This is a genomic window from Microcoleus sp. AT8-A3 (assembly GCF_036705675.1).
In the GTDB taxonomy this organism is placed as follows: Bacteria; Cyanobacteriota; Cyanobacteriia; order Cyanobacteriales; family Microcoleaceae; genus Microcoleus.
Genome location: NZ_JAUBVD010000101.1, coordinates 1 through 12101 on the forward strand (window position 1 = coordinate 1; position 12101 = coordinate 12101).

14 protein-coding genes are annotated in these 12101 nt (G+C 43.8%); 3 read left to right on the forward strand and 11 right to left on the reverse strand.

All coding sequences use genetic code 11. The annotated features are described in order from the left end of the window. The first annotated feature begins 83 nt into the window (after positions 1-83). Positions 84-1118: a hypothetical protein gene (locus tag QUB51_RS29230; RefSeq protein WP_333264414.1), complete on the forward strand. Its 1035-nt coding sequence runs from the start codon at positions 84-86 to the stop codon at positions 1116-1118. A 136-nt stretch (positions 1119-1254) separates the two neighbouring features. On the opposite strand, the gene QUB51_RS29235 is transcribed toward QUB51_RS29230, so the two are convergent. The 3 genes from QUB51_RS29235 to QUB51_RS29245 all read right to left on the reverse strand — a co-directional run bounded on the left by QUB51_RS29235 (position 1255) and on the right by QUB51_RS29245 (position 2402). Next, positions 1255-1434, reverse strand: a complete 180-nt coding sequence (locus QUB51_RS29235) for a hypothetical protein (RefSeq protein WP_172186618.1) — start codon at positions 1432-1434, stop codon at positions 1255-1257. A 240-nt stretch (positions 1435-1674) separates the two neighbouring features. Continuing rightward, positions 1675-2070, reverse strand: coding sequence for a HEPN domain-containing protein (locus QUB51_RS29240; RefSeq protein ID WP_015179743.1), 396 nt, complete (start codon positions 2068-2070; stop codon positions 1675-1677). Continuing rightward, entirely contained in the window at positions 2067-2402 is a 336-nt protein-coding gene (locus tag QUB51_RS29245; RefSeq protein ID WP_015179744.1) for a nucleotidyltransferase domain-containing protein, read from the reverse strand. Before QUB51_RS29245 ends, QUB51_RS29240 begins: the two co-directional genes overlap by 4 nt. A gap of 193 nt (positions 2403-2595) precedes the next feature. On the opposite strand from QUB51_RS29245, the gene QUB51_RS29250 reads away from it, so the two are divergent. Next, positions 2596-2832, forward strand: a complete 237-nt coding sequence (locus QUB51_RS29250; protein ID WP_333058076.1) for a hypothetical protein — start codon at positions 2596-2598, stop codon at positions 2830-2832. A 31-nt stretch (positions 2833-2863) separates the two neighbouring features. Here the strand turns inward: QUB51_RS29250 and QUB51_RS29255 are convergent, their stop codons facing one another. From QUB51_RS29255 to QUB51_RS29290, 8 genes are all read right to left on the reverse strand, one after another. After that, complete coding sequence (locus QUB51_RS29255) at positions 2864-3286, reverse strand: hypothetical protein (RefSeq protein WP_333058075.1); 423 nt, start codon at positions 3284-3286, stop codon at positions 2864-2866. A gap of 58 nt (positions 3287-3344) precedes the next feature. Continuing rightward, complete coding sequence (locus tag QUB51_RS29260; protein WP_333058074.1) at positions 3345-4466, reverse strand: DUF6753 family protein; 1122 nt, start codon at positions 4464-4466, stop codon at positions 3345-3347. 567 nt (positions 4467-5033) lie between these two features. Then, positions 5034-6200 (reverse strand): RNA-guided endonuclease TnpB family protein, encoded by a 1167-nt coding sequence (locus QUB51_RS29265; RefSeq protein ID WP_333264410.1) that lies wholly within the window; start codon positions 6198-6200, stop codon positions 5034-5036. 377 nt (positions 6201-6577) lie between these two features. Further along, on the reverse strand, positions 6578-7351 hold the full coding sequence (locus QUB51_RS29270; RefSeq protein ID WP_333058072.1) for a mobilization protein MobD-like protein: 774 nt from the start codon (positions 7349-7351) through the stop codon (positions 6578-6580). Positions 7352-7400: 49 nt separating this feature from the next. Beyond that, positions 7401-7913, reverse strand: coding sequence for a hypothetical protein (locus QUB51_RS29275; RefSeq protein ID WP_333264406.1), 513 nt, complete (start codon positions 7911-7913; stop codon positions 7401-7403). Continuing rightward, on the reverse strand, positions 7906-9570 hold the full coding sequence (locus QUB51_RS29280) for a hypothetical protein (protein WP_333264403.1): 1665 nt from the start codon (positions 9568-9570) through the stop codon (positions 7906-7908). Before QUB51_RS29280 ends, QUB51_RS29275 begins: the two co-directional genes overlap by 8 nt. Before the next feature lie 244 nt (positions 9571-9814). Then, positions 9815-10048, reverse strand: coding sequence for an SMI1/KNR4 family protein (locus tag QUB51_RS29285; protein WP_333264400.1), 234 nt, complete (start codon positions 10046-10048; stop codon positions 9815-9817). Between the two features lie 568 nt (positions 10049-10616). Beyond that, positions 10617-10838 (reverse strand): hypothetical protein, encoded by a 222-nt coding sequence (locus tag QUB51_RS29290; protein WP_332979205.1) that lies wholly within the window; start codon positions 10836-10838, stop codon positions 10617-10619. A 504-nt stretch (positions 10839-11342) separates the two neighbouring features. Here QUB51_RS29290 and QUB51_RS29295 point away from each other — a divergent pair. Then, entirely contained in the window at positions 11343-12062 is a 720-nt protein-coding gene (locus tag QUB51_RS29295) for a siphovirus Gp157 family protein (protein WP_333264397.1), read from the forward strand. Positions 12063-12101 lie beyond the last annotated feature (39 nt).

Below are 12101 nucleotides of genomic sequence, written 5' to 3' on the forward strand. Positions count from 1 at the left end.
TTAATTAATCCGAAACATCTCAAAAACTGGTTTACTAATTGCTGCTACTGTACCTCATAACATCCGGAAGTGCTGTAGTAGTTTTGCTCGGCTCAACCCAAAAGCACCACCACACTGTTGCAGACTCCCTGCGGATTGACCCTGATTTCCAAACGCTCATCCCTCCTTTGAGTGCCAGCGAGTTTGCTACCTTAGAAGCCAGCATTCAAGAGAAAGGGTGTCGGGACCCTTTGGTGGTTTGGGCTGAGGAAAAAATTCTCATCGACGGTCACAACCGCTATGCTATTTGTACGGCGCACGGCATCCCCTACCAAACTGTAGAGATGTCTTTCGACAGCCCTAACACCGTCAAAGTTTGGATGCTCCTCAATCAACTCGGCCGCCGCAATCTCACGTCTGAGTCAGTCAGCTATTTGCGCGGCACTTGGTACGAACTCACCAAACAGTCCCGCGGCGGAGACAGAAAATCAAGTGGTCATTTTGACCACTTGAAAACAGAGACAAAGTTGGGGGCACAGTTCAAGGCATCCCCAAAAACAATTCGCAGAGACGCTCAGTTTGCTAAAGCAGTAGATACCCTGAGTTCTATTGGAGGAGAGGATATGAAGTGGAAAATACTGAATCGCTCTGCGGGGATGACCAAGAAGCAGGTCATCGCTTTGGCGATTGATGCTCGCAGCCGTCCGGCTAAGGTTGCCAAAACTTTACAGGGGCGCGACCAAAAAGTAAAGCCTGAAGGTGAACCTACCATCGCTCATCACCTGACGCTCAAAATTGGTTCGTTAGTAGAAGTGTACGCGCCAGATCGCCAAGATGTTAACGGCAGGTTAGGCCGCATTCAGTCAGTGGGCGAGAAAACCGCCACTGTGTGGATGCGACACATCCCCACCGTTACTATGCAGTCATACACCTTCAAGCACTCGGCTCTCACTGCTGTACCGCTAGACAATCAACCCGGACTTCAAGAAATTTGCGATCGTACTGACCGACTTCACAAATTAGGAAATCTAGATCCGTTTGAAGTCGAAATTCTGAACTTGTTAGAAAGAACAACTGCTCTTACTCCCACCGAATTGCAGTATTTAGAACAGATTGAGAACAGACACAAGCTTGATTGAGTGCCTCATGGTGTTGCTGAATCAAATATTCGGGGAGATTTGCAGGCGGGGCTTCGTCGTAATAGTAGATAAATAGACAACCGATGATGCTGTCGCTGTGTTCTAATAACCAGCAGAAAGAAAGGGGTTTTTTGATTTAATTGATGACGTATTTTTCAAATTCAAAGTTAGGTTTGACTAGCATTGAGGGGTCGATCGATTCGCGTTCAGCAGCGAATGCTTGCCAGAGAGGGGCGAGATCCTTTGCGTCGGTTGCGGTGGCTAGACGGTGGCTGTAAGGGGCGATAGGGGCGATCGGCATAGTTGTGGCTGTCATAGTTTTTGGGGAGTGAATTTGCTCCGAAGGTGAAAGCCTTCCATTGTGTATTGGGATTTCGCGGGGTATTTTTACGCAAAATCGGAGTTTTTATAATAAAAGTTAATATATAGGACTCAAAGAGGGAGGCCCAGAAACCGGGTTTTTTACGAAAATACTGAATCGCAGTGTTGAATCTGCTGAAAAACCCGGTTTCTTTAGTTGGCGGGTGCAGGAGTGGAAAGCAGGCTATCTACTCAATCAAGGAGAGGATGGAGGAATAGAATCAATATTTGCCAAAGCAAAGTTGAGCATTTCTTCTGCCCGATCTATTGTTTGCACTGCGTCTGTTTGTGAGATTTGTATATCAGCGTTATAGTCAGCTTCTAATCGAGTTTTTTGGGCATCTATTAGGTAACGATGGAACTGCACCGGAACGCGGCCCGAACGAGCAAATTTTTGACCGAAACCGGCGATGACAGCGGAGTGGCGAGAATAAGATAATTTCTCTGACTCTAAAAATGCAGTGACTATGTAAAACATCACATAATAAGCGCGGGAAGCGGCAGAATCAAAAAAGCCTTGCTCACATAAAACCCGTGCAGCCTGCAAAGTTCTATCAGCTTTATCAAGTAACCTTTGTTGCTCTGGGTTCATATTGGGACTCCTTCGCGACGGATATTGCGAAAGAAACCGCTTTCATACTCTTGGTACTTCTGAAGTGTGGCAAACATACAGCTAATCACGACGGTATGTTCTAAGCATATATCGGCAATCAAAACAGAAATACGCTCGCTTTCTTGGGAGTAATTGAAGGGTTGTTTGAGAAGGATTAATATATCAATATCGGAGTCCGGTCTAGCATCGCCTCTGGCTTGGGAACCATAGAGAATGATTCGGATTAACTGTTCGCCATAAAGATTTTCTAATCCCTGGCGAATTTGGGCAATAATTTCTTTGAGTTGAACATTGATCGTTGAAGTTGGCATAGTTGTTTATAAGCCAATCGATGATGTTTTTAGCTAAGATGTTGGCAATATACCAATTATACTGGCAAATGATGCTCGTAGTCGTCCGGCTCAAGTTGCCAAAACTTTACAGGGGCAATGTCGTTCGGTAAAACCTGAAAAGCAACCTGCCATCGCCCACCACCTGACGCTCAAAATTGGTTCCTTAGTAGAGGTGTACGCGCCAGATCGCGAAGATGTTAACGGCAGGTTAGGCCGCATTCAGTCAGTCGGCGAGAAAACGGCAACTGTGTGGATGCGACACATCCCCACCGTTACTATGCACTTGTACACCTTCAAACACTCGGCTCTCACTGCTGTACCGCTAGACAATCAACCCGGACTTCAAGAAATTTGCGATCGCACTGACCGACTTCACCAATTAGGAAATCTATATCCTTTTGAGATATAAATCCTCAACTTGTTAGAAAGAACAACGGCTCTTACTCCCACCGAATTGCAGTATTTAGAACAGATTGAGAACAGACACAAGCTTGATTGAGTGCCTCACAACTATTCTTCCTTTTGAGAACAGCAATAACTTCGGAAATTTTAGTGGATTCACTTGACAGTTCAAACACTGAGTCAATCAATTTTTGTTGAGCTGCTAATTGTTGCAGTGAATAACAAGCTACCGCTCGCACTCGCTCGGGAGACTTGCTAGCATTTTTGGCAGCAAACGGCCCCCAGAAAGCACTCAGTACAATCTTAATCTGTTCCGATATTGGGTATGTTTGACTCAAACAGTAATCCCAAACCATCTCATCGAATGGGTCGTTTAGTGCAACTAAAACACCCGATATTTGCGACTGTACTTGCTTCTGATTGTGGTTCGATAACGGCTGATTGTTCAAATTGGCAATCATAGATTTCTCCTGTTAAGCTAACTTCTTTACATCCCATCCTCAATTTTAGTATTTGCCCTCAAGGAACAAACTCTCGTTCTTGAGGGGAGCGAATCCACAAAGTACAAAATCCTTTTTGTGCAGGTTTACCCTCTACTGTCAGCGTCACCCCCAATCGATTTATCTCAGTTTCACACAGTTTTTTGCCACCTTTCTCGCTCAACAAAGCTTGATTCCAGCTCATAAATTGGCGAGCATATTTTCCTTCATTGCTTGTTGCCCACTGAATTGTATCCGCGTTCTTGCGAGCAAACTGACCCTCTTTGCTCAGCCCCCATTCGAGCGCTACGGCTTGTTCTAAAGTGAGCTGGCGCGGCCCTTTTGGGTCGAGTTCAGGCGGTGGAATGAACCGGGGCACAGCTAACCCGATAAAAGCGCCGATCGCCATTGCCCCTAACACTACCCCGCTCCCAAAAATCACCGACCAAATATCGTGAGCAACTTTCTCTAAAGCTGCTTGTCGCACTAGGGTGGAAACTGAGTTGGAAATGTGGCGATGTTGCACCTTAACAGCCGCTTTTCCCTGCCGTTCTAAAAACTCCCTGCTTTCTTTTTCCCAATTTTCAGTAAGCTGGCGAACTTGTTCCAGTTCTTGAGAAATAACAGCTTGAGAATCTTTCAAATCACCTTGCCATTGAGATTGCCAATTCTTGAAAAACTGGTCAATCTCTTGTGGTTTTTTTTCTAACAGCAGTTCGAGTTGACCTGTAGCCAGCAATACGATAAAAAGCGGGTCATTTTTATTGAGACCGTATCGGTAAGCTGTCTGAATGACATGAGAGCGAAATTTAGAGTCTTTGCCCTTGAGTACCTGGCTGATTAGTGACTCAGTATCTCTCTCGTACATGGGAGGGGCAGATAAAGGCTCTCTGTTCAGAGCTTCTCTTTCCCTCGAATCATCGTCTATGAGTTCCCAAAACTCCTTTTCATTTAGCTTACTCCCATCTAATTTCAACTTTTCTTCTACTGCATCTTCTGGAAATGTATCTGGAGAATCGGGCAAATTTTGCGATTTTTCAGTGGGTTGTAGGGAATTTTTTTTGGTATTATTAAGTCTGCCCTGTTCCCTTGGCGTTTCCAATATCTCGCCAAACTCTTGAGAGTCAACTTCGGAAAGTTCTTCTAAAAGTCGATCGGACATTTAACCTCCTACCTAATCAAAATCCTAATCTTTATGCTGTTCTGCATCGCGCATTCTAGAGTCTAATAGGCTTGGGATAAGAACAATCTGACTTCCTTTCACAAGTCTCTATATCCCAAAAATTAGTGAAATAAAATTCGTCTGAAAGCGCTAACCCAAGCGTATTGTTTTATAGTCTGAATTCACATTTTTTCCCTCCCATAACGAGTGCATTATACATCGACTGTAAAATTTACCCTCCTGGACGTAAAATCGGTTTAGACACTACCTGTAGTAAGATGCGTTTCGGCACACCCAGCCCGTTCAGGAGTGGTGAAGAAGTTTTTGAAACCCTGGAAATCTCGTAGCGGGCGATCGATCAATCTTCTTATTTTCAGAATTTAAACGCAATAAGCAACGTTTATTGCTAAGAACCAACGCCTGGGATAACACAACTGCGTTGATTGCACTCAGCCAGCGGGCTGGTTTCGGCACACCCTATCAGTAGAGTGTGTGTGTAAGCCCTAATTTAGATTCGTGAACTACCAGACGCTGACCACTTAGGCGGTACAGCGCTGGCTTCCTGATTCAACGGGGCGGGGCGTCTAGCAAAACCGAAGTTTTACCAGATCGACTTACATCCCCTCCACAGGCTGAAGCGCTAGTTCCTAACGCCAGCATCCGCAAGGCTTCATTTCTAATATTGATCGCTGCATTTACATCACGGTCATGGTGAGTGCCACAATGCTTACAAGTCCATGCCCTAATATCAAGAGCGAGATGATCAACTCGATTTAAGCAGACATGGCAAGTCTTTGAGCTAGGAAACCATCGATCGATCTCGATATAAGTTTTACCTTCACTTTCAGCCTTGTACTTGAGCATGGTGCAGAACATACCCCAGCCAGCGTCGCTAATCGATGAGGCTAGATTAGGATTTTTGACCATGCCTTTGACATTGAGATTTTCCACTGCAATAACTTGGTTTTCGTTTACTATCTTGCGGGATAGTTTATGTAGAAAATCTTCACGACATCTAGCAATTTTGGAGTGGACTTTTGCCACTGCCAATCTTGCTTTTTTACGGTTTTGACTACCCTTCTTTTTGCAAGACAACTTTTGCTGTTTGCGTTTTAGGTTCTTTTGGCGTTTGGCAAAATATCTAGGACGATCAAACTTTGAACCATCGCTAGTAATTGCCAAGTGAGTTAAGCCAACATCAACCCCAACAGCTTTGTCAATTGGCAGTGATTTGGGATGAGATTTACCATCATTAATCAGAACGGAAGCAAAGTATTTACCGTCGGAATTGCGAGATACGGTGACAGTTTTAATGCCCCCTTCAAAGCTTCTATGAAGCCGACAATGTACTAATCCAATCTTAGGTAAATTGAGAGAGTTGCCTTCAAACTTGACATTTTGAGGATAGCTAATTGACTGCCTACCATGCTTCGATTTGAATTTGGGCAACATTGCCCTCTTGTCAAAGAAGTTTTTGTAGGCAGTGGATAGATTCAAAGCTACTACTTGCAAACACTGGGAATATGGTTCTTTTAACCATTCATATTCTTTTTTGAGTGCAGGAAGTAAGCCTTGTATATACCCCCTAGACAATCCCTTGCCAGTATTCTTGTAGGTTTCTTGACATAGGTTTAGGGCGTAGTTCCAGAACCATCTCGCACAGCCAAAAAACTTTGCAAGCAAGGCTTCTTGTTCACTCGTGGGATAGATTCTGTATTTGTAGGCTCTATACATTTATCAAGATTATGGAATACTGATCAGATTATAGCAGATAGAATTTCTATTGATTCGCTATCGCTCCATTTATTTTCTGACTCACTTTCATCCCGCCACTCATCCGATATCGCTCCATTTATTTTCTGACTCACTTTCATCCCGCCACTCATCCGATGCGGATAGAGTGCGGGACTTCCCGTTCGCATTAGTTAAAAGCTTACGATATAGCCTTTCTCACCCTAGTGAAGTATGCTGAATCCCTTGATTGTCAAGATTTTGAGCTTCAAGGATATACCTCACCTGACCAAGAACCGCTATACCTTTTTTACAAATTACAGCCTCCTGAGACTTTACAACCTGTTGCTTATTTGGTTACTCATTTTGTGGCTCATTTTCTATCTGCATTTCCTCATTTTTTTTAGTTCATGGGGCGCGATAACTTCTTTTTTATTGCGATTGGGTGCGTTGTTAAACAAACCTACATCTTCTATCAGACGGAAACAGTCTTCCAGAAAAGTATGCAATCGCTGCTGACTAATCAAGAAGAATTCAGAGTGTTTCATTGCTTGAGAAAATGACAACCGCTTCGTATCAATAAACTTGCGCTCTCTTGCACTCAGAGCTGGCAAATCTACCACAGGAATTCGGTAATTATTAATGAGCTTGTTCATTTCCTTATGGCTTTGTACGTGCGACCAATCTTTGCAAACTCCAAAATTGCGGACAAAAATGTGATTGAGCTGACCTTCAAAGTAGTTGAAAGAGTCAATAAACATTTCAATGCTGTCCGTCGTACCCCCGCAAATAAACCACTTGCATACCTCAACTCCTGACTGCTCTTTAAAATCAGGAGAGGTTAAATTAGCTTCGTCAATCCATTTGTTGATAATGCCGTAAACCCGAGCTGGTAAATTGACAATCACAGGAGTTTCTACTGCTGTTTCAAAAATAATATCGATATCGAAAAACTTCTCTTCATCTTCAACTAAAGCTACGATTTTTGCATTGTATTCAGGATAGCGCTGCTGCACGTCAGGATTTTGAAAATCGCCATCAATTAACGTGTACAGCAGTTCATACTTCTGATTGAATTCAACCAGAATCCGAGTTAGCATCGACTTGCCAACGCCACCTTTCTCGCCGTCAACCAAGTGAATCATGTTAGTCATTTCATTCCTCCTTGCTGGATGTCGATGTCTATTCAAGACTTAATAATTTTTAACTAAAGCTAGGTCCGACCATTGCCGGATCGAAACCAGCTAAGTTAAATGCGCTGTTTTCAAACTCAATTTCTCCCGCAAATTCCTCGGGTTCTTTTTCTTCGGGCAAACTTGCGGGATTTGAACTCTCAGGGGCAGTTAATTCCGTAGCAATAGATGTACTTGGATTCGACAAGTGAGAGAAAGTAGCTAAAGGAATTAAACCCGAAGAAATACCAGGGGCAATTACTCCTAACTCGGTACAGTTAAATCCCGCATCTCGGCAAACTTCATCTATCTGCCTGAGCAAAAAATTAATGCTTTCTCGCCTCAAATACTCTAAGTCTGTACTAGAATGACTACCGCTATTGCGTAAAGCTGCTAACAGCCACCGCGCTTTGATCAGAGGTAAAATCGTTTCTTTGAAGCTAAAAAAAGGATGATTTTGTAGGTAAGACAGCAAGATAGCGTCTTCGGAATCTGGCAAAACTTGACAGCGCCAGCAAAATTCCTTGTAACGTTTTCTAGGCATAATTCCTCACCTTCTTTCCAGCACCTCGGTAGGGCCCTCCCAATAAGAGAGCTGCATCTAAGTTTGCTTCTGATTCCTCTAAAGAAGGTTCTGTATTGGACGACGGCTCATCACTCAATTTATTAGAATCGTCTAAGCAGCTATCTTTGATACTTGAATCAGCCTTTTGTTGAGCGCAAATTTCAGTGTTTTGTTCAGTAATATCTTCAGTCTTTTGTTCAGTGGGTTCCTCAATTTTTTGTTCAGCGGGTTCCTCAATTTTTTGTTCAGTAATATCTTCAGTCTTTTGTTCAGTGGGTTCCTCAATTTTTTGTTCAGTAGATGGCTCCGATTTAGCGTGAGTAAATTGCTCAAGTTTTAATTTAGTAGGTGGCTCGGATTTTGGGTGAGTAGGTGGTTCAGATTTTGGCTTGGTAGATTGTTCAGATTTTGGCTTGGTAGATTGTTCAGCACATTCTTTTACACTCTGTATATCAGTCGTGGGGACTGGAGCATCTCCTGAACTGGAAGTTGTATCTTCTGCCCTCTGAGAAGTTGCCGCAACAGACCTTTGCCTCAGTACCTCAAACTGAGATTTGAAGTAAGAAAATAGTCCGTAAACATCAGCTATGCGGCAACCTAAACCATCAGGATCGAGCGTTTTTGGCACTGTTATACCTGCGTGCCAAGACAGCGAATAATGAGAAAACTGATTTCGCAGTTCTGGCTTCATATATTCAGAAGTCCCCCCGCAAAATACAATTTCATCTAAATCGGGCGGCAGCACTTCATTAATCCAATGAGATAGCATTCGAGCGTAGTCGAAGCGAGACAGCTTGACTGCTTCAATCAATTGGTCAACTTCTCGATCTTTCGCTGTCTCCTCTCGATTCCGAGCAATTCGGTAAAAGTAAGGGCGGTTGTAGCTTACGCCCGCTTGAGCGATTGATAAAGCCAAACGGGAAGCATCGTAGTTAGAGGTTCGCTCTTGAACTAGATCCACCAACCTTACCATTCCTAAGTCTGAAGTTTTGCCCTTACCGACAGCACCGCGTGCCGAAACTATTACCGAAGCATTGCGAAATCCTACCATAACAAAGGCAGTTACCCGCTGCTTGAAAGCTGAACCTAAATTACTGTTGTGGATCAAAGCAATGCCGCCACCTTCTTGCAAAGCTTGGGTTTTGTCCAGGGTGACGGATAGCTTGCCTGTGGGTGTTTCAAATGAAGCCGAGTATTGACTTAATAGCTCAAAAAATTGCTTGGAGTCATTAAATTCGCCTGGGGGCAAGAAAACGGAGATCGCAGCGCTGAATTGATTGCCTAAATCTAACTTCCGCGACACTACCCACAAAGCTGCTAGAGCTTTGTACAAAGCGCTACTGTACTTCAGTCCCGCTAAACCGATGTGAGCATTGAATTGCGCTGCTGCCAAGTAGCCAACGGCTCGGCATTCATTACCAATTGCCACCCAAGCAATATTTTCGGGAGATGCTGATGCGAGGTTGGGTTGTGTGAAACAATTGGCTATGTCTTGGCTCACCGGCCCCACCTGCGATTCCATTACAAAGGAGCTTGCTTTACTGGCTGCTTGCGAGCTTTGGCAGAAAACTCTAGTAGATAAGCCGCCAAAATCTATAGCCAGAATCGCATCTGGTATTGATGGTTTTTTCTTCATAAATGCTGCCTTTTATTACGTTATAAAATAATAGTAGTGGCTTCAGTTTAAGTCTGACCTCACCAAATCCGGTGGTTTTGGATAATTAAAATAGCCCCCTCCAAATGGCGGGGACAGACTGCATTTCAAGGAAAAAATCTCGGTTTGTGTCGGTTGCTTTGCGCTTCCTACAAATAGCAACTATGTCAAGATTAGGCTAAGATGAAAGGCGAAAGATTGATTTTGATAACTATCCTGTCTTCGTTTAACTCAAGCTGAGCGGGGAGTTCTGGAGCTTCAAAGAAATAAATTGGGTACGGTAATCTTCGGGCAGCTTGATTTGATGTTGCCGCTCGAAACTTTGCAACTCGGCTTCCGCAAGCGTTTGCCTCAGTTTGTATTGGTGAGAATCGGCGCGTGTTCCGTGCAGATTTTTATCTTCTTGCTGCAAGGGTTGAAGCAGTTCTGCTAATTCTTTAATATTCTTTGATATTTTCAATTGCCGATTCCAGAGAGCAATCCATCATATCCCAGTCAATGCCATCATCGGGGAACAGCGATAATTGCCCGGGTGATACGTTGGATTGCCCGCGGTTGTGATAAGAAAGGTGACACGCAGTACAAAGGGCTATTAAATTTTCTGGACGGTTGTCCTCCGGTATCCGGTTGCGGTGGTGCACTGTCAAAGTTAGGGAACATCGTTCGGATTTGGTTAAGCCACTTTTCTTACCGGGTCGGAGGCATTGTTGATTGCACTTAGCGCAGCGCCAGAGCGCACTTTCTTTCACGGATAACGCAATCTCTCGCCAATTTTTTGGATACCTTTTGGGTTTTGCCATAAACGTCAAAGCTCATCTCTCTATAGGGCGATCGCTTTTGTTGCCATTACTCAGAATACCGTCTCATCCGGGCATAAAAGCGATCGTATTCGGGGAGGCAAGGGCATGGCGGGCTTGGGGTTTGGGTTTTAGTTTGGCTCGAAATCTGGGTTGGCGGCGATCGCCAATGGCGCTACAGCTCAAGATCCTATTAGTTTTTTCACTCCTTCAAGATAGAAAATCCTGATATTACCGAAACTCCTGTAGGCTTAAATACACTTGACTATCTAAGTAATTAATAATCTCCCGGCGTTGCGCTTGACTTAGATATGCTTTTGACCCTTGATACTTCAGTTTTAATTCTTCAACTCCATTTTCGATAAATTTCATTTTGCATTGACTGATAAATGTTGCTGATACATTTAATATTTTTTGAATTTTAGAACAAGGCATCCCCTCAATCCACATCATTACGGACATTGCTCGCTTCAGTTCTCGCTAAAGGAGGGGTTGCTATCGATAAAATCACTTAACTCTTTTAAAGGTTGTTGCTCACACATATTGTTTTTTTCACTGAGATTCAGTATGCAAGTATTATACTCCACAACCATTATAAAGTATAAATTTTTGTGAATTCTTTAGGATTGCTATATGCGGTCAAGTGATTGCTGCTGTGACAGAAGACGGCGAAACAATAGGGCTGACAGAAGCTCAGTTTCAATTAGTTGCGGCTAATCTGACTTTGGTTATCATCCTGTAATAAATTCTGCCTCAAGTCCGTACTTGGGGCAACTTGATTATTTTAAAAACTACCTAATAACACATAACTAATAACTAACACAACTAAAACGAAATGGCTATCGCAATGGGTGCAAACAACAATGGTGAGAACATCAGGCCCAGAAAGAAGACGCAATTACCTGCCTCCCAGGAATCTGTTACATCGACTGAATCTACGCGCCCAACACCTCCTTATTGGATGCCATTTGCACTCAATTGCTAGCAGCATCAGAACAGGGAATAGAAGCACTGACCGCCCTCAAAGCTCAACTAACAGCACAGCACGACACCCCGGATACTCCTGAATCCTACTCAATTGTGCAGCAAGCGTGGCAACACATGAATCCAGAGCAACGCGCTCTTATCTCCAGTCGCTGCGATGCTCACCGAGAAAAAGAACGAGTGCGCGGTAAATCATTACACCAACTCACCGCCGAACTGGAGGACTTTGATGAGCTAATCGACAGCATCGAAGGTGAAGAAATCACACCCGAATTAGAAGCAGCGGTGCAACAACTACTCGAACAACGCGATAACACCCACGACCAATGGCTCATCAAAGTAGACAATTACTGCGCGGCCATCACCAACCGCCACGCTCTGAGCAAACAACGGAAAGCTGAAGCAGAACGCCTGAGTAAACTAGCAGCATCGGATAGCACACGGGTTGATTGGATGAAGCAACAACTCAAGAAGTGTCTCGAATCCCAGGGTGTGAAAAACCTGAGCTTACAGCGTTTCCACTTAACTATCAGCAAGAATGGCGGAGTGTTGCCCATCAAACTCGCTTGTGAAGTAGCACAACTTCCTCCCCAGTTTCAACGCATTGAGGTATCAGCCGATAACTCCGCTATCCGCAAAGCTTTGGAATCAGGAGATACAGCGGTTTTCGCTGTTATGAGGTACAATCAATAATAATGAAATATCATTATGTAATCAAAGCTAATGAAAGCA

What these genes read in the sequence shown, in the direction of transcription:
- QUB51_RS29235 (WP_172186618.1), bottom strand. Translation starts at nt 1,434, where the DNA reads ATGACAGCCACAACTATGCCGATCGCCCCTATCGCCCCTTACAGCCAC.
- QUB51_RS29240 (WP_015179743.1), bottom strand. Translation starts at nt 2,070, where the DNA reads ATGAACCCAGAGCAACAAAGGTTACTTGATAAAGCTGATAGAACTTTG.
- QUB51_RS29245 (WP_015179744.1), bottom strand. Translation starts at nt 2,402, where the DNA reads ATGCCAACTTCAACGATCAATGTTCAACTCAAAGAAATTATTGCCCAA.
- QUB51_RS29255 (WP_333058075.1), bottom strand. Translation starts at nt 3,286, where the DNA reads ATGATTGCCAATTTGAACAATCAGCCGTTATCGAACCACAATCAGAAG.
- QUB51_RS29260 (WP_333058074.1), bottom strand. Translation starts at nt 4,466, where the DNA reads ATGTCCGATCGACTTTTAGAAGAACTTTCCGAAGTTGACTCTCAAGAG.
- QUB51_RS29265 (WP_333264410.1), bottom strand. Translation starts at nt 6,200, where the DNA reads ATGTATAGAGCCTACAAATACAGAATCTATCCCACGAGTGAACAAGAA.
- QUB51_RS29270 (WP_333058072.1), bottom strand. Translation starts at nt 7,351, where the DNA reads ATGACTAACATGATTCACTTGGTTGACGGCGAGAAAGGTGGCGTTGGC.
- QUB51_RS29275 (WP_333264406.1), bottom strand. Translation starts at nt 7,913, where the DNA reads ATGCCTAGAAAACGTTACAAGGAATTTTGCTGGCGCTGTCAAGTTTTG.
- QUB51_RS29280 (WP_333264403.1), bottom strand. Translation starts at nt 9,570, where the DNA reads ATGAAGAAAAAACCATCAATACCAGATGCGATTCTGGCTATAGATTTT.
- QUB51_RS29290 (WP_332979205.1), bottom strand. Translation starts at nt 10,838, where the DNA reads ATGATGTGGATTGAGGGGATGCCTTGTTCTAAAATTCAAAAAATATTA.